Raw genomic sequence first — 17,505 nt, forward strand, 5'->3', positions numbered from 1 at the left:
ACAGCCGGCGGAGATGGGTATCGAGAATCAGCTCTGCAAAGTGATGGGCATTGTCAACGTCACCGAGGACAGCTTTTCCGATGGCGGCCTGTACAAGACCTTCGACGCGGCGATTGCCCATGCGCACGAGCTGCTCGCTGAAGGCGCACATATTCTCGACATCGGTGGCGAGTCCACTCGTCCCGGCGCACACCGCGTTTCCGAGGATGAGGAAATTGCCCGGGTCGTGCCGGTGGTCCGTGAGCTCGCGGCAGACGGGCACCTGATCAGCGTCGATACTATGCGCGCAAGTGTCGCAGAGGCAGCAATCGCCAGGGGCGCGGTGTTCATCAACGATGTCTCCGGCGGTCTCGCAGACCCCAACATGTACGCAGTCTGCGCCGATGCCGATGTGCCCATCTGCCTGATGCACTGGAAGACCGATCGCTTCGGCTCCGCTTCTGGACGCGCCGAAACTCACCCGGACGGCATTGTCGCCGATGTCCGTGAGCACCTGCTTCAGCTTGTCGACGGTGCCATGGGCGCCGGCATCGCCGAGGAAAATATTGTCCTCGACCCAGGCCTGGGCTTTGCCAAGAACGCCGATGACAATTGGGCGCTCCTCCACGGCCTGCCGGAGCTTATTGACCTCGGTTTCCCCGTGTTGGTCGGTGCTTCCCGCAAGCGTTTCGCCGCCGCCGTCGGCAGTGAGGCACGCGCACCAAAGCAGGCTGATGCTGCGACTACCGCAATTTCCGCGCTGTCCGCAGCGGCGGGCGCATGGGCGGTTCGAGTTCACAATGTGGCCGACAACCTCGACGCAGTGCGGGTGGCGCAGGCATGGAACCTTGGCCGCTCACTGACCGGTTACACCGCGGCCGGCGACTATCCGGAAGGTGGCTCTAACCGCGCTGCACAGCACGATGAGTCTCCTGCTGAATCGCCAGCCGAAGCGGCTCTGGAAGGAGACGAGTAGAAACAGTGGCTGATCGAATTGAACTCAAAGGTCTGAAAGCCCGCGGCTACCACGGCTGTCTCGACTTCGAGCGCCGCGATGGCCAGGACTTCATCTGTGATGTCACCCTGTGGTTGGATTTCTCCGGTGCCGCTGCCAGCGACGAGCTGGACGACACCGTCAACTACGCCGACATCGCAGCCACAGCGCACGGAATTTTGACCGGCACTCCGCGCAACCTCATCGAAACCGTCGCGACCGAGATTGCCGAAGCAGTGCTTGCCGACGACGATGGTCGCGCCGAACGCGGATTGTCCCCACTGTTACATGCGGTGGAAGTAACCATTCACAAACCGCATGCGCCCATTCCGCTCGACTTTGATGACGCTGCGGTAACAGCCCGCCGTTCGCGGAAGAACCGGTTAGCATGATTCGCGCCGTTCTTTCTATCGGCGCGAACATGGACCGCGCGCGAGAAAACCTAACTGGTGTGCAGGCCTTCTTCGCCGATGAATTGGTCGCAGCCTCAAAAATTTATGCCACCCCACCTTGGGGTGGGGTAGAGCAGGGTGACTTCCTCAATGCCGTGCTCATTGTCGATACGTCCCGGACACCAATGGAGCTGCTGGAAGCTGGTTGGAAACTGGAAAATGACGCTGGTCGAGTGCGCGAAATTCACTGGGGACCACGGGCGCTCGACGTGGACATTGTGCAGGTCACTGACAAGGACACCGGCGAGGAGATCATCTCTGACGATTCGACTCTGACCCTGCCGCATCCGTGGGCAACCGAGCGTGCCTTTGTACTGGTGCCGTGGCTCGATGCCGACCCGGATGCCGAATTGGGGGGAGTTCGGGTCGCAGCACTCGTCGATAAGCTGGCACCTGAAGACGTAAACGCAGTGCGTCTAGCAGACAGCGCGGATGGAGAAGAGGCCTAGAGATGAAACCGACCTCACCGATTACGTTGGCTGCATCTGCGCTGGTTCTCGCGCTGGCGTCATGGATGATCGTGGCACAGTTTTTCGGTGCGCTCGGGCCACGAAGTTGGTGGGACCTGGGGTTTCCCTGGTTGCTCACAGCTGTCTGTGTGGCGGCAGCGCGGTGGATTAAGTCGGTGCTGAAAGAGGGGAAGGTCGGGCAGGATCGCAGCCAGGTGCAGCCGTTAACGTTGTCGCGATGGCTGGTGGTCGGTACGGCATCCGCATGGTTGGGGGCGATTCTCGGAGGTTTGTACGCCGGTGGCGTGCTGTGGGCTTTGCCGAAGTGGACGGAGCTTGCGGCTGCACAGGCCGACGGACCGATCATGATTGTCGGCACAGTATCCGGCATTTTGCTCGCTGCGGCGGGGCTGTGGCTGGAAAAAGTTTGCCAATTGCCAACTGATGGCGAAAATTCTTCGCCTCCTAGCGGGGAAATGGGAACTAACTCGGTAGGGTGGGAGTTATGACTGACCTCTCCAACGCCGGTAATGACCCGAAGCGCTCGGGTGATGCCGCATATTTTCAGGGCGACGCGGCAGCTACTTCGTCGGATATGGCCGAGTCTCCGTCTCCGTCGCCTTCTTCAGCCTTCGAAAGCTACTCCGCTGGGGCTAACTCCGGGGCTGATGCGGCATATGCAGATGAGCAGAGCAATGATGTGACGAAATTCAGTTCTACCGATGGTATGACGGAGAAAACCGCCGTCATTCTCATGGTTGTGCTGCTGGTGCTCGCGGTGATTGCCAGTATCGTCATGCTCTTTGCCACCTCTGCCGGGTGGATGAAGGTTGCCGTGCTGCTGGCGTTGTGGTCGGCAGTTATCGGGGCTGTGCTGGTGACTCGATACCGCAAGACCATTGCGCTGGAGCGCAAGCGGTTGGAGACAATCGAGGAGCTGCACAAGGTGGAGCTTGACCGCGAGCTGGCTACTCACCGTGAGCAGGAACTGATTCTCGAGCAGAACTACCTGGACTCGCTTGAGGGCAACAACGATGACAACATTGCGGCGCTGCGCGCTGAGGTCTTTGCACTGCGCGCCCAGCTTGCTGAGTTCATGGGGGAGGATTTCGACGACGAGCAGGTTGCTCTTCGCGCCCAGGCCGAGCGTCTGCGTGAGCTCGACTCGCCACAGCAAGCCTCGCCGATGAAGGATCCGACCGGTCACGACCGGCCGACACCACGCGCGACTTCCCACCGTGCTGAGATGACCGCTAACGGCACTGTCGGCGCTCATACCCAGCACGGCGGCACGGGCTCTGCATCCTCCGCTTCGCCGGTTGAAGATGCCGAGGCCACCGACATGCGCCGTACATTCTCGCCGTCTGGTCAGCCGGTTGACGTCCACGAAGTCGCCGATTCCAAGGATGACGAAACCGTTTCCAAGGAGAAGTTCTCCACTAACTCTTTCCGCGCCATCAACTGGCAGGAAACCCCGGCCGAGGACGCTGCAGAGGATGATTCTCAGGGCGGTGCTCACGAGGCACACGGTGCACGGCACCCATTCGCTGCGCCGGAATCGGACGACGCCTCGGACTCTCCGACTCGCCAGCTGCAGGCCATTCGCGATGAGGACCTCGCAGAAGAGCCAGCTCAGAAACCGGCTCAGGCTCCTGAGCAGGAGCCTGCAAGCCATGGTCGGCGCCGTGCTGAGGACAATAAGGGCAGCCTGACGGTTGCCGAGCTGATGGCGCAGATGCGCAAGAAGAGGGAGCAGCGCGCGGACGAAGAGGCCTAGTCGCTTACCGAGTGTGCGCGGCCTACTCACCGCACATAGCTGGTTTGGTCTAACCTAGTCAGTCATGACGCAAAGCCAGCATGATTCCCATCCCCATCGGACAACCGCTCCGCGGTTGGCGGTGGGGATTATTTCTGCCGGAAAAGTCGGGGTCGCGCTCGGCCAGGCGTTAGAGCGCTGTGGGCATCGTGTCACTCACGTGGTCGCGCGCTCACCAGAATCTGTCACACGAGCGCATCTACGTCTCCCGAACGCACAGGTTAGTAGCATTGCCGACACAGCTTCCACCTGCGAGCTCATCGTCATCGCCGTGCCGGATCGCGCCATCGCAGAGGTCGCCGAGGACGTCGCCCGCCATGTCGGCCCCGGACGCATCGTCATGCATACTTCTGGTTCCCTCGGGCGTGCCGTGCTCGATCCGGTCGCACTCACCGGCGCGCTGACCATCGCCGCCCATCCCGCAATGACATTCGCAGGGCTTGACGACGACTCCGAGCTCCTGACCGGCTGCCCATGGGGCATCACGGTTGGGGATGAGCTCGCGAAAACAGTCAGTGAACTGCTCATTGGTGAACTCGGCGGTCGTCCGGTGTTCATCAACGAACGTCACCGCGGTCTCTATCACGCGGCTATGGCCCATGGCTCAAACGGTCTGGGCGCAGTTGTGGTCGATGCAGTAGAAATGCTGGCAACCACTATCGGCGGAGACACCGCAGCCGAAGACACCGACCTAGCTGAGCTGCGTCGAGGCCAGGCCGCCGAGCTGCTCCGCCCACTGCTGGAAGCTTCATTGGACAATGCCTTGAGGTGGGGTTCCCGGGGGCTGACTGGCCCGGTGACGCGGGACGACCTTGGGACCGTCGTCAAGCACGAACGTGAAATTGAAGCGGTGGCACCGGAAATGGGAACCGCCTACCTGGCCCTTGCCGAGCGCATCGCCGAGCTGCGCGGCGCCAACGAGGTTTTGCGGTACCTACGCCGATGAGCTGAGCGGACTGGCTGTTCTGGTCATCCGGGATGTGGCGTAAGGTATTGCCGTCGGGCGAAAAGTTTGGTCCGGTAGATCTGAACGCGGAGGAAACATGACGGGTTATACCGCCGGAGAGACAACTGTTCACAAGACTATTGCGGGAATCGCGCAGGTCACCCGTGCGTTGCGGAAGACCGGGCGGCCGGTGGTGCTCGTACCTACGATGGGTGCGCTACACCAGGGGCACCTTGAACTAGTACAGGCCGCGAAGACGCTGCCGCGCGCTGTTGTGGTGGTGTCGATTTTCGTCAATCCTCTGCAGTTCGGTGAGGGGGAGGACTTTGACGCCTACCCGCGGACTCTGGAGGAAGACGTTGAGAAGCTCCGCGCTGTCGGTGCTGAGCTGGTCTTTGCGCCGAACGCGAAGGAGATGTACCCCAACGGTTTCCGCACGACGGTGCAGCCGGGGCCGCTGGCTTCGGAGCTCGAAGGTGCTACTCGCCCGGGGCACTTTGCCGGTGCGTTGACGGTGGTCAACAAGCTTTTCAACATCACCAACTGCACTGATGCCGTTTTTGGTGAGAAGGACTACCAGCAGCTGTGCCTGATGCAGCAGATGGTCACTGACCTGAATATGCCGGTGCAGTTGCACGGTGTACCGGTGATTCGCGAGGCCGACGGGTTGGCTATGAGCTCCCGCAACCGCTATCTGTCCGAGGAGCAGCGCAATCTCGCAGTAACCCTGTCCGCCGCGCTGACTGCTGGTGCTTTTGTCGCGGACCGTGGTGCGGATGCTGTGCTGGAAACCGCGCGTGGTGTGCTCGCCAGCCAGCCTGAAGTCGAGTTGGATTACTTGGAGCTGCGTGACGCTGCGCTCGCCCCGCTTTCCGACGAGGCGTTGCGCGGCGACGGCCAGGAGACTGAAGCTCGCCTGCTGGTTGCTGCGAAGGTCGGCACTACTCGTCTCATTGATAATGTTGGCTTGATTCTGGGTGCGCCGCGCCCGGATTCGGCAAACGGTTTCGGGCAGCTCGGGCAGAAGGACGCCGAAATTGCGTCGGCGGCTCTGTCGGCGGCGGGGCTGGACGGCGAATTGACTGAGGAAGAGGCCGCTGAGTTGGCTGAGCTGCAGGAAAAGGTTCGTGCTGCTCGAGATGCTCGTCTGAAAGATGAGTCCAGCAGAGAAACTCTGAAGAACGCTGGCTTTGGCGTTGAGCAGGACAGCGAGTAGGACGGCTTTTAGAAGTAGTTTCTCGTGGCTGGGAAGTTGTCGTATTATAGTGTGCCGACTAATAACCTGCCACGCTAAGGGGTGCCGCGGTAGGCAAGCATCCAGGGGACAAATCCAGGAAGGGACCTACCTTTTTCATGTTTCGCACTATGTTGAAGTCCAAGATTCACCGCGCCACGGTGACTCAGGCTGATCTTCACTACGTTGGATCGTGCACGATTGACGCTGATTTGATGGAAGCGGCCGACCTGCTTGAAGGTGAAGCCGTCGACATCGTCGATATCAATAATGGCAACCGGCTTACTACTTACTGCATTACCGGAGAGCGCGGCTCGGGCATCATTTCTATCAATGGTGCCGCCGCTCGTCTGATATCGCCGGGTGATCTGGTTATTATCATCGGCTACGGAATGATGGATGACGCTGAGGCGCGTACGTACAAGCCGAATGTCATCTTCGTCGATGAGGACAACAAGATTCTGGAAAGTGGCAATGACCCGGCGGATGTGCCGGAGGGTTCTGATTTGAAGAATCCGCGTAGCCCGGAGAACCAGGGCTAGTCCACGTAGCCCGCAGAGCTGGGGCTCGACTGCGTAGTTGGAGAGAAGAGTCGAGCCGGAGAACCGCAACACCAGGGTGTTCACTTTGCGTTAAAGCGCAAGTCATTAGACCGTCAGCTAAAGCTCATTGGCGAGTTGATTTTTAGAAACCGAAAGGTAACGCAACGTCCTTAGCTTCTTAGAGGATCTAAAAGTTTTAGTTTTCCATTTCCTCACCTAGTCGAAGCTATACAAAGGCGGTCTCCCCGTGGTTCGTATTGGCAAGAATCTGCTGACAAATCCTTTTGCTACCTCTCGCAGCTCTCTGACCTGCACTTACAAGTGTGGTAATGCCTGTGCTGACGATGCTCCGAACGAGTTCTCGGACAACCAGTACTTCGGTGATGTTGCGAAGGAGGCGTTCTCCCAGCGCGCATTCTCCCGTCGCGCGGCACTGAAGGTCACTGGTGCTAGTGCTCTTGCGGTCGGCGGTGGCGCCGTGCTGGCCGCTTGCTCCTCTGATGATTCGGGCAGCGCCGCAGGTGGCTCCGACGCCTCCGGTACCGCTGCTGCCGGTGACGGTAGCAAGGACGAATCGCCGGAGGGTATGCGTTTCGAAGCCGTCAAGCCGAACACGGAAGACGCAGTCGTTATCCCGGACGGCTACGAGCAGAATGTTCTGATTCGCTGGGGCGACCCAATCCACGAGGGTGGCCCGGAGTTCGACTTTGACAAGCAGACTCCGGAAAACCAGCTGAAGCAGTTCGGCTTCAACAATGACTTCGCTGGCCTGATTAAGGCTGAAGACGGCACACTGCTGTACGTTTGCTCGCACGAGTACACCACCGAGCCGATGATGTTCCGTGCCTACAAGAAAGAAGATGCCACTAAGGAGCAGGTCGACATCGGACTGGCTGCCCACGGCCAGACCATCCTTGCTGTGGAAGAGGATGACAAGGGATTCCTGAAGCCAATTCTCAGCGACAAGCGTAACCGTCGCATCACTGGCTTCACCGAATTCACAGTTGACGGCCCGGCTGCTGGTCACGATCTGCTGAAGACCAAGGCTGACCCGACCGGTATGAAGGTCGAGGGAACTTTGAACAACTGCTCCGGTGGTGTTACTCCGTGGGGTACCTACCTGTCCGGTGAGGAGAACGTTGACCAGTACTTCGGCAACGTTGGCAAGCTCAAGGACGAGGACGCAGTTAAGAAGCTCAAGCGCTACTCGGTCAAGAATGAAGAGCTGTCCGACCGCGCGTGGGAGAAGTACTACGACCGCTTCGATGTCTCCAAGGAGCCGAACGAGCCGAACCGCTTCTTCTGGCTGGTAGAGATTGACCCATCTGACCCGAACTCCACCCCGGTCAAGCACACCGCAGTGGGCCGTTTCAAGCATGAAGCCGGTCAGATTTACGTCACCGACGACGGCACGGTCGTGTGCTACTCCGGCGACGACGAGCGTTTCGAATACATCTACAAGTTCGTCTCCTCCCGCAAGATTAAGGAGGGGGACCTCAAGCACAACATGGGCATTCTGTCCGAGGGCACTCTCTACGTCGGTAAGTTCAACGGTAATTCCGAGTCCGAGATTGACGGCTCCGGTGAGCTGCCGAAGGACGGCCGTTTCGACGGTGACATTGAGTGGCTTCCGCTGATGACCGCCAAGGCAGACGGCAAGCACGAGTCCCACGTTGATGGCATGACCGCCGAAGAGGTCTGCATCTACACCCGCATCGCCGGTGACAAGGTCGGTGCGACCCGTATGGACCGCCCGGAGGATATCGAGCCGTCTCCGAAGACCGGTAAGGTCTACGCGGCGCTGACCAACAACAAGTACCGCGGTAAGGCGGGCGCGAAGGACGACAAGGGCAAGGAACGCAAGGATGGTGCAGGGCGCCCGCTTGCCGACGCCGTCGAGGTCGCACCAATCACCGAGAACAAGAATGGCCTTGTTCTGGAGATGGAAGATGACCACGCCGGTACCAAGGGCAAGTGGAACCTCCTGCTGGTCTGTGGTGACCCGAACGAGGCTTACACCTACTTCGGTGGCTTCGACAAGGAATCGGTCTCGCCAATTTCCTGCCCGGACAACGTCGCCTTTGACGAGTACGGCAACCTGTGGGTTTCCACCGACGGCAACGCGCTGGACTCCAACGACGGCCTTTTCGCCGTTGCCGTCGAAGGCGAGCGTCGTGGTGAGACCAAGTGCTTCCTGACTGTTCCGGTTGCTGCAGAGACCTGTGGTCCGCAGATCTTCTCCAACCGCGTGATGGTCAACGTCCAGCACCCGGGCGAAATCGAGACGGATCAGGGCCACCCGGTCGGCGACAACCCGGATCCGACCACCAACCCGACCTCGCACTGGCCGGATGGTGGCAAGGAGCAGCCACGCCCGGCAGTCGTTCAGGTTGTACGTACTGATGGCAAGAAGATTGGCGTCTAAAGGGCACTCAACTAGCAGGTCGGCGGTGTAGTCGGCTAACCTTTATAGCCGTGACTGACGCGAAGAAGACCCCTGAAAACACCGCCACCGTTCCTGAGCAGCTGCGCATTCGCCGCGAGAAGCGTGACCGCCTGCTCGAGGCTGGAATTCAGCCGTACCCGGTTGAGGTTCCCCGTACTCACTCTCTCAAGGATGTCCGTGAAGAGTGGGGCCACCTCGAGGCTGGCGAGGAGACTCAGGATGTCGTGACCGTCATTGGTCGTGTCATGTTTATTCGTAACACCGGCAAGCTCTGCTTTGCCGCTCTGCAGGAGGGTGACGGCACGACCCTGCAGGCCATGCTTTCCAAGGCTGAGGTCGGCGAGGACGCCCTGGCTGCTTGGAAGTCGGACGTAGATATGGGCGACTTCGTCCTCATTACTGGCCGCGTAATTTCTTCGCGCCGCGGCGAGTTGTCTGTGATGGCTACCGAGTGGCAGATGGCCTCGAAGGCTCTGCGTCCGCTGCCGGTGTCGTTCGCTGATCTGTCCGAGGACAGCCGCGTGCGTCACCGCTACACGGACCTGATTATGCGTGAGCAGGCTCGTACTAACGCACTGACTCGCATCAAGGTCATCCGCGAGCTGCGCCACGCACTTGAGCGTCGCGGTTTCCTCGAGGTCGAAACCCCGATGCTGCAGACTCTGCACGGCGGTGCAGCTGCACGTCCGTTCGTGACTCATTCCAACGCTTTGGACATCGATCTCTACCTGCGTATCGCGCCGGAGCTTTTCCTCAAGCGCTGCGTCGTCGGCGGTATGGAGCGCGTTTTCGAGATCAATCGCAACTTCCGCAACGAGGGCATCGACTCCTCGCACAGCCCGGAGTTCGCGATGCTGGAGTACTACGAGGCATTCGGCACCTACGATGACTCCGCCCGCACCGTCCGCGAGGTCATTCAGGAAATCTGCGTCGCGGTCTTCGGTTCGACGACCGTCACGCTTGCCGACGGTACGGAGTTCGACTTCGGCGGCGAGTGGAAGCAGATTGAGATGTACCCGTCGCTGAACGAGGCACTTGCTCGCAAGTTCCCTGGTCAGCCGGAAGTCACTATTGACTCGACCGTCGAGGAGCTAAAGGCAATCGCCGATGTGATTGGCCTTGAGGTTCCGGAGAAGGGCGGCTGGGGCCACGGCAAGCTGGTTGAGGAAATCTGGGAGCTGCTCTGTGAAGACCAGCTCGACGGTCCTATCTTTGTCCGCGACTTCCCGGTCGAGACCTCTCCGCTGACTCGTCAGCACCGCTCCAAGCCTGGCGTGACCGAGAAGTGGGATCTTTACGTCCGTGGCTTCGAGCTGGCTACCGGCTACTCCGAGCTGGTTGACCCGGTTGTCCAGCGTGAGCGCTTTGAGGATCAGGCGCGACTGGCCGCTGGCGGCGACGACGAGGCCATGGTTCTGGATGAGGACTTCCTGCACGCAATGGAGCAGGGCATGCCGCCGACGACCGGTGTGGGCATGGGCATTGACCGCCTGCTGATGGCCCTGACCGGCCTTGGCATTCGCGAAACCGTGCTGTTCCCGATCGTGAAGCCGGAAGCGTAAGCGACTGAATTCATGTGTAGTTATCCCGGTGTTATCACCGGGATTATTTTTATCCCGTAATTTCTTCACCCGTGAATTCGGTAAATGGGAATAAGAAAATTGATCGGCGATCCGTATTGCGCTTGGGAGCAGCAGCGGGAGCAGTAGCGGGTGCGGGGGCTGTAGCGGTGGCCGTGAATAGCGTCGGGACGCGAGCAGTTGCATCGGCGGCCCCGAACCAGGCGCCGTTTCCATTCACCGGGTTGACCAGCGGCCTTGTTGTGACGGACCTGGAAGTCGTGACCGTGACCGATACGTCGGTGACATTTTCGTGGGCGACGTATGCAGGCCCACACCCAGCGTGGGGAAAGCTGGCTCCACTGGCGCCGGCCGACACTGAAGTTGCGCTAGTGCCAGTCGATGCCGATGAGGGCGGCGAGCTACCCGTGGTACATAAGGACGAGACGCAGGTTGGCTACCACTTTGTGACCGTCGATAAGCTGCGGCCTGGGACCACGTACCGTTTCGAATGTCGATCGAATGGGCTGGTCGCAGAGCCGGGATTAATTACCCGAAATCTCCCCAATACACCCGAGCAAACTGGACAGTTCACGACGTTGGTCGCTCCGGAAGGGGAGTACCTGACCACGATTGCCATCCTCAATGACACGCATATTGGCGAAAATGGGCATGGCATTATCACCGGCAATTTCCCCGCGCCTATCTTTTCTGAACCGGGTGCCGGACCGTACCCCGAGGTCATGCTGACAGCTGCTCTCGCCGAGCTGCGCGGGATGGGGATTGAAAAGGTTTTCGTCAACGGTGATGCCACGTCGGAAGCACGTCCGGCGGAGGTGCGTCGATTTGCCGAGATTATGAATACTTTTGGTGCTCAGGAGCGGCAGTGGTTTGTCACCCGCGGCAATCATGATCGTCCGCATAAGCCGGATGCCGATCCATCTGCTGGCTACGACGAATTCCCGGTTTTGGAGGGTACCGAGAATCATCGCGATCCCTTCGGTGTTCTCCTGGGGCGTCCGCGGCAGGAACTGTGGGTCACTCAGCAGGGGCCGATTCGGGTCATCGGTCTGGATTCATCGAAGTTGGATGAGTCCGGCGGCGAAATTAGCCCGGAACAGTTCGATGCACTGGAGCGGGAATTGCAGCGTGACCCCAGTAAGCCGACAGTTGTGCTGGCTCATCATCCAATTACCTCCGAGGCTGGCTGGACAAACGCTGCCGGCCCCATATTCATTCTCAATAGCGCTGATGCACGACGTTTGCAGCAGCTGCTTAACGACGCTCCGGGTGTATTCTTCGTGGGAGCAGGTCACACCCATCGTGCGAAACGCACTCGTGGCGATATTGGTGCCGGCGTTGATTATTTGGAGACCGGCGCGTGCAAGGCATACCCCGGTGGCTACACGCTGCTGCATGTCTATTCCGGTGGTTACCAGGTTAATTTCCATCGTTTGAGCAGCGAAGATGCGCTTGCATGGACTGCGCGTGCCCGTTGGGCGATGTACGGCTTCGAGCCCGAGGCGCTGCTTGGTGAGCTCGCTGATCGCAACTACGTTGTTAACCGTGTTATCGCCTGACAAGTTAGAAACCTGAAAGTTTTCTGTTACTTGGCAGTGTTTTTTCAATTCTTGTGACAACGGTCACGTGATTCATTTATTGTTATGCCAGTAATAGTTCTGACTCGAAAGGCCATGATTACATGAGCGAGAAGAAGAACCGCGAAGATTCGACTGTCGGCCGCAATAACCCTGGTCGCGACGCTATCGGAGCGGCAATGCGGTTCATCACGTCGATTACTGGTTCGGACTTCGCCCAGAAGTACGACCTTCAGCCAAAGATCGACCGCGTGGTGTACCAGTCCACCAAGTCCGGTTTCAAGACTCTTGGTGCCGCGAATCGTCAGTTTAAGAAGATTTCCGGTTCCGGTAAGCCGGAGCGTCCGGCTGAGGAAGCCCAGGCTGCACAGGAGGCCGCAGCCGAGGAGAAGGCAAAGAAGCTCTTCGACCTCACCCCGACCGAGGATCAGCAGATGATCGTCGAGACGGTGAAGGAGTTCGCTGAGTCTCGTCTGCGCGAGACTGCTTACAAGTCCGACCACGAGGCAACTCCGCCGGAGAACCTCGTCTCTGAGGCTTCTGAGCTGGGCGTCACCATGATCAACGTCCCGGAGGCTTTCGAGGGCATCGCTACAGGTGAGGACGTCACCACCAACGCGCTGGTCGCAGAGGCTCTGTCTTACGGAGACATGGGTCTGGCTCTGGCTGTGCTGGCTCCGGCCGGTGTCGCTGCCACCCTGACCGCTCACGGCTCTGACTCGCAGCAGAAGACCTACCTGCCGGCATTCGCTGGCGAGAACGTCCCGGCTGCCGCTGTTGTTCTCGCAGAGCCGCGCCCGCTTTTCGACGCACGCAAGCCTGAAACCACCGCGAAGCGCGAGGGAGATTCGCTGGTCCTCAACGGTGTGAAGTCCTTCGTTCCGAACGCCGGCGCAGCTGAGCTGTTCATCATCGGTGTTGAGCTCGAGGGTAAGCCAGCTCTGGTTATCGTTGAGTCCGACACTGAGGGCCTCCACGTTGAGGCTGACCCGTCCATGGGTCTGCGCGGTGCCGCAATGGGCCGTGTCATCCTGAAGGATGTCAAGGTTCCGGCTGAGAACATTCTCGGCGGTGCTAGCACCTCTGCTGAGGATCGTGAAGAGGTATACCTCGACATTCTGCGTCGTTCCCGCCTCGGCTGGGCTGCGCTTGCAATGGGTACTTCTCAGGCAGTTCTCGACTACGTCATTCCTTACGTCAACGAGCGTCAGGCATTCGGCGAGCCGATTTCCCACCGCCAGGCAGTGGCCTTCATGGTCGCCGACATCAAGATTGAGCTCGATGGCCTCCGTATGATCACCCTCCGCGGTGCTTCCCGCGCTGACCAGGGTCGCGGCTTCGCCCGCGAGGCAGCTCTGGCTAAGACCTTCGCCACGGAAAAGGGCATGAAGATTGGTTCCGACGGTGTGCAGCTGCTCGGTGGACACGGCTTCACCAAGGAGCACCCGGTTGAGCGCTGGTACCGTGACCTCCGCGCAATTGGTGTCGCCGAAGGCATCGTCGTTCTGTAAACCGCTAGATACTTCAGCCGAAAAGAATTAAGAGGAAAGAAAATGATTAACCTCGAACTGCCGAAGTTCCTCAAGGCGGGCGCGTCCCAGTCGCATCAGGCCGCCGCTGAGATCTTCCGACCGATTTCCCGTAAGTACGATCTCGCTGAGCACGAGTATCCGAAGGAACTCGACACCCTTGCCTCCATGATGGACGGCATGGCAGATGGTGGCCGTGGCTTCTCCGGTGCTTCCGGCGGACGCGGCGATGACAAGAAAAAGAAGCGTACCGGTGTAAAAAACGGTGGCAACATGGCTTCGCTGCTCAACGTTATTGAGACTTGCTGGGGTGACGTGGGTCTGACCCTGTCCCTGCCGTACCAGGGTCTGGGTAACGCAGCTATCGCAGCTGTTGCTACTGATGAGCAGCTGGAGGCTTTCGGTAAGACCTGGGCTTCCATGGCAATTACCGAGCCGTCCTTCGGCTCTGACTCCTCCGCAGTTTCCACCACTGCCAAGCTCGATGGTGATGAGTACGTCATCAACGGTGAGAAGATCTTCGTCACCGCTGGTGAGCGCTCCGACTCCGTCGTTGTGTGGGCGACCCTGGACAAGTCCAAGGGCCGCGCTGCCATCAAGTCCTTCCTGGTGAAGAAGGGCACCCCGGGCTTCACCGTGGAGCGCCTGGAGGAAAAGCTGGGTATTCGTTCCTCGGATACCGCAGTGCTCCGCCTGGACAACGTCCGCGTTCCGAAGGAGAACCTGCTGGGTTCCCCGGACATTGATGTTAAGAAGTCCTTCGCTGGCGCAATGGCGACCTTCGACAACACTCGTCCGCTGGTTGCGGGTATGGCCATCGGTGTCTCCCGTGCTTCGCTGGAAGAGCTGCGTCGCATCCTGGAAGAGGCTGGCATCGAGATTGACTATGATGCACCAGCGCACACCCAGAGCGCTGCTGCAGCTGAGTACCTGAAGCTGGAGTCCGACTGGGAGGCTGCATACCTCCTGGCTCTGCGCGCTGCGTGGATGGCTGACAACAAGCAGCCGAACACCCTGGAGGCTTCTGAGTGTAAGGCCAAGGCCGGCCGCGCTGGTACCGAGATCTGCTTGCGCGCTGTTCAGCTGGCAGGCACCTTCGGTTACTCCGAGCGCAACCTGCTGGAGAAGTGGTCCCGCGACGTCAAGATCCTGGATATCTTCGAAGGCACCCAGCAGATTCAGCAGCTAGTTGTTGCTCGCCGCACCCTGGGTCTGTCTTCCAAGGAACTGAAGTAATTACAGTTTCAGAGCGATCTACATGCTGGTGAGCCGGTAATTGTTCACCTAGGTGCTCAAGCCACATTTCCTAAAACGCCGTCCTGCCATGAGTTGGCAGGACGGTGTTTTATTTTTGCGCTGTTTCAAGTTGCGTGTGTTTGCTGTTGCGTTCCTATTTTTCTGAGATTAGAGGGAAAGTTCATCTATTTTTCATCTTTAGGTTCTAGGCTTTATTGCCATGAGCATTTCTCGCCGGGCCTACCTCTCTGTTGCGACTCTTGCTGCAAGTTCAATGGCCGTCGCAAAAACCTCGGGAGCTTACGGCCTGGAGTACGTCACGTCAGGGCTGGGGCTTACCCAGTCGGATTCCAAGTCGTGGCAAGTACTAGCTAGTGACTTAGAGGTCATCACTGTCACAGACACGTCAGTGGCATTTACATGGGCAACATATGCTCCTGGGGTGCAGACAGCGTATGGCTTTATTAAGCCGACTGTCCCTTCGGATGAGCGGGTGCTGCTTGGTCCAGCGGATTCGACGCAGCTAGAGCTCGTGCACGAGGGATATTCAGAGTCGGGCTACCACCATGTGGTCATTGACGGGTTGGAGCCGGGACGGGAGTACCGCTTTGAGTGCTGGTCCCACAACTGCCGCGCAGTCCCATCGCTGAATATCACCATGAGCAAGACGGCGCCGGAGAAGACAGGCGTCGTAAGTACTCTGCCAGCGTTGGCGGGTGCACATTTGGCGACGTTCGCGCTGACGAATGACACACACATTGGTAAGCCCAATCATGACGGCATTCGCATTGGCAACCTCGGTCTTTCCTCTGATCCAGGAGAGCAGCCTTTCGCCTCTATGCAATTGCAGGGTCTGGTGGACACGGTAAAGGCTGCCGGGTTAGACACTCTCGTCGTCAATGGCGATTGCACGGATAGCAACCGCCCTGAGGAGTATGACGAGCTCATCAGGGTTTTGGATACTTTCGGTGAGTTTGGGAAAAACTGGTTTGTCACCCGTGGTAATCACGATGTCCACCCGCCCGGGCTACCCAATATCAATGGTTTCCGGGGACGCGGAATCCGCAAGGGCAAGACCGCGGTTCCGGATTACTTCAGCCAGCGTCTTGTGCCGACGCAGCAGCACTGGTCGACTCGCGTCGGCGAAGTGCGCCTCATCGGTGTTGATACCGCCGAGTTTGGTTATGCAGGTGGGCGTATTAATGAGCGCCAGATGCGTGCATTGCGTGCTGAACTCGCAGAGGATCCAGAGCGTCCGACAATTTTGTTTGCGCACCACCCGTTTACTCAGGATGCGGTGCGTTCGCATTTCGGTGGTGAGGCATTCATGGTCGAGGCTCAGCAGGCCAAGGTTTTCCAGGAGATCCTGGCTGCCACGCCGGGCGCCAAAGGTGTGTTCGCTGGTCATACGCACCGCAGCCGTCGTGGTATCGCTGACTATGGGGATACGGACTTCTGTGAGCGGGGTGCTGCACTTGGCTATCCGGGTGGATACACGCAGATTCGAGTGCACACTGACGGTTACCAGATCAGCTACCACCGCACTACAACACCGCAGTCGCTGTCCTGGTCAACGAAGACTCGTTGGTCGATGTTCGGGTTGGAGCCAGAGTTTATGCTGGGAAAGATCTCCGATCGGAACTACGTCAACTTCTTCAAGAACAAAGTGCCGCTCTGAGCTAGTGCTAGCTTCAAGCAGGGTACGCTGGGCAACGCATAGTGTTAATGGAAAATACGTAGTGGCAAGTTCCGCTGTGGGCGTAGTCGCAAGCCGCCACGTTATTGGCCGAGCACAAGTGTGGCTCTGAAGTAATAAGGAATTTAGCGATGACCGACCAGTACAACCCGCGTTCGTCCTCCCCGCAGGATTGGGAGCAGGACGGTTATGCAACATCTGCCTGGGAGCAGCCGCAGGGCGGGGCTCAAGGCCAGTACCAGCCTCAGTACCATACGCAGGGGCCGAACCAGGGCGGTTACCCCCAGCAGTATCCGGCTTATCAGCAGACTCCGGCACCTGAGCAGAAGAGCAACAACGGTCTGTACGTGGTCTTGGGCATCGTCGGTGTCGCACTTGCAGCGGTCGCCGGTATCGGTGGCGCGTACTACCTGAATAATTCCTCCGATAATTCCCCGCAGTCTCCCGATACGGTTGCGGCAGGGGACTCGTCGTCAAGCACTGCGTCCCCGGCGCCGGGGGAGACGTACACGGAAACCTATACCCAGACCGTCGAGCCGGAAACGACGAAGCAGCCGGAGAGCAGCGCCCCTACAACTACTCAGAGAGGCAATTTCGGTCTTCGTGCGTTCGGTATGGATCGCGATGATATCGATGCCAAAGGTTGGGTTGGCAGTACCGCTCGCTGCTCGGGTGGGTATTACGCGCGTGTGCTGGCGGAGACGTCGTCGGGCAAGGCTGTGATTTGCGAGAATTCCAATAACCGCCAGCAGCGCCATTACATCGGTGACTTCGGTGAGATTTCGGATAGTCCGGATGCATACACAGTAGATAGTTTCTCCGGGAACCGTGCTGTCGCAAAGAATGGTGGCTATACGTATACCGTCACTCCAAATGCGGTAACCGTGACCCAGGACGGCGAAGAAATTTTCCGTGAACCCGTCACGGACTACGGTGTTTTGAACGCAGGCTAGTCAGCGCTGGTTCTTCCTAGGGCGCGCAAAAAGGACGCGGTAACTTCCACACTGGAAGTTTGTACCGCGTCCTTTT

General features: G+C 59.0%; 15 protein-coding genes. All 15 read left to right on the plus strand.

Annotated elements, in window-relative coordinates; all coding sequences use genetic code 11:
- Nucleotides 1-13: 13 nt before the first annotated feature.
- The 15 genes from folP (at nucleotide 14) to AB1Z34_RS09240 (ending at nucleotide 17,429) form a co-directional block, all read left to right on the plus strand.
- Nucleotides 14-955, plus strand: coding sequence for a dihydropteroate synthase (folP, locus tag AB1Z34_RS09170; protein WP_070653314.1), 942 nt, complete (start codon nucleotides 14-16; stop codon nucleotides 953-955).
- A 5-nt stretch (nucleotides 956-960) separates the two neighbouring features.
- Nucleotides 961-1,365: a dihydroneopterin aldolase gene (gene folB, locus AB1Z34_RS09175; RefSeq protein WP_070858972.1), complete on the plus strand. Its 405-nt coding sequence runs from the start codon at nucleotides 961-963 to the stop codon at nucleotides 1,363-1,365.
- Nucleotides 1,362-1,874: a 2-amino-4-hydroxy-6-hydroxymethyldihydropteridine diphosphokinase gene (gene folK, locus AB1Z34_RS09180; RefSeq protein ID WP_016421485.1), complete on the plus strand. Its 513-nt coding sequence runs from the start codon at nucleotides 1,362-1,364 to the stop codon at nucleotides 1,872-1,874. The genes folB and folK overlap by 4 nt, the downstream gene beginning before the upstream one ends.
- A gap of 2 nt (nucleotides 1,875-1,876) precedes the next feature.
- Nucleotides 1,877-2,383: a DUF3180 domain-containing protein gene (locus tag AB1Z34_RS09185; RefSeq protein ID WP_049190665.1), complete on the plus strand. Its 507-nt coding sequence runs from the start codon at nucleotides 1,877-1,879 to the stop codon at nucleotides 2,381-2,383.
- Nucleotides 2,380-3,651: a DUF6779 domain-containing protein gene (locus AB1Z34_RS09190; protein WP_070858973.1), complete on the plus strand. Its 1,272-nt coding sequence runs from the start codon at nucleotides 2,380-2,382 to the stop codon at nucleotides 3,649-3,651. The genes AB1Z34_RS09185 and AB1Z34_RS09190 overlap by 4 nt, the downstream gene beginning before the upstream one ends.
- A gap of 64 nt (nucleotides 3,652-3,715) precedes the next feature.
- A complete protein-coding gene (locus AB1Z34_RS09195) occupies nucleotides 3,716-4,636 on the plus strand; it encodes a prephenate dehydrogenase/arogenate dehydrogenase family protein (protein ID WP_049194053.1) in 921 nt (306 codons plus the stop codon).
- Between the two features lie 97 nt (nucleotides 4,637-4,733).
- The gene (gene panC / locus AB1Z34_RS09200; protein ID WP_069358991.1) at nucleotides 4,734-5,852 is read left to right on the plus strand and encodes a pantoate--beta-alanine ligase; all 1,119 of its coding nucleotides are present in this window, start codon (nucleotides 4,734-4,736) and stop codon (nucleotides 5,850-5,852) included.
- A gap of 137 nt (nucleotides 5,853-5,989) precedes the next feature.
- Nucleotides 5,990-6,412 (plus strand): aspartate 1-decarboxylase, encoded by a 423-nt coding sequence (gene panD, locus AB1Z34_RS09205; RefSeq protein ID WP_016421480.1) that lies wholly within the window; start codon nucleotides 5,990-5,992, stop codon nucleotides 6,410-6,412.
- Between the two features lie 247 nt (nucleotides 6,413-6,659).
- The gene (locus AB1Z34_RS09210) at nucleotides 6,660-8,837 is read left to right on the plus strand and encodes a PhoX family phosphatase (protein ID WP_049171890.1); all 2,178 of its coding nucleotides are present in this window, start codon (nucleotides 6,660-6,662) and stop codon (nucleotides 8,835-8,837) included.
- A gap of 50 nt (nucleotides 8,838-8,887) precedes the next feature.
- Nucleotides 8,888-10,420 (plus strand): lysine--tRNA ligase, encoded by a 1,533-nt coding sequence (gene lysS, locus AB1Z34_RS09215; RefSeq protein ID WP_016421478.1) that lies wholly within the window; start codon nucleotides 8,888-8,890, stop codon nucleotides 10,418-10,420.
- Between the two features lie 71 nt (nucleotides 10,421-10,491).
- Entirely contained in the window at nucleotides 10,492-11,997 is a 1,506-nt protein-coding gene (locus AB1Z34_RS09220) for a metallophosphoesterase (RefSeq protein WP_367158241.1), read from the plus strand.
- Between the two features lie 122 nt (nucleotides 11,998-12,119).
- Nucleotides 12,120-13,526: an acyl-CoA dehydrogenase family protein gene (locus tag AB1Z34_RS09225; RefSeq protein ID WP_367158242.1), complete on the plus strand. Its 1,407-nt coding sequence runs from the start codon at nucleotides 12,120-12,122 to the stop codon at nucleotides 13,524-13,526.
- Nucleotides 13,527-13,568: 42 nt separating this feature from the next.
- A complete protein-coding gene (locus AB1Z34_RS09230) occupies nucleotides 13,569-14,780 on the plus strand; it encodes an acyl-CoA dehydrogenase family protein (RefSeq protein WP_038626631.1) in 1,212 nt (403 codons plus the stop codon).
- Between the two features lie 220 nt (nucleotides 14,781-15,000).
- Nucleotides 15,001-16,458, plus strand: coding sequence for a metallophosphoesterase family protein (locus tag AB1Z34_RS09235; RefSeq protein ID WP_070546620.1), 1,458 nt, complete (start codon nucleotides 15,001-15,003; stop codon nucleotides 16,456-16,458).
- 149 nt (nucleotides 16,459-16,607) lie between these two features.
- Entirely contained in the window at nucleotides 16,608-17,429 is an 822-nt protein-coding gene (locus tag AB1Z34_RS09240; RefSeq protein WP_367158243.1) for a hypothetical protein, read from the plus strand.
- The last annotated feature ends 76 nt before the right edge of the window (nucleotides 17,430-17,505 follow it).

The organism is Corynebacterium sp. 045007, assembly GCF_040743205.1.
GTDB lineage: Bacteria > Actinomycetota > Actinomycetes > Mycobacteriales > Mycobacteriaceae > Corynebacterium > Corynebacterium jeikeium_D.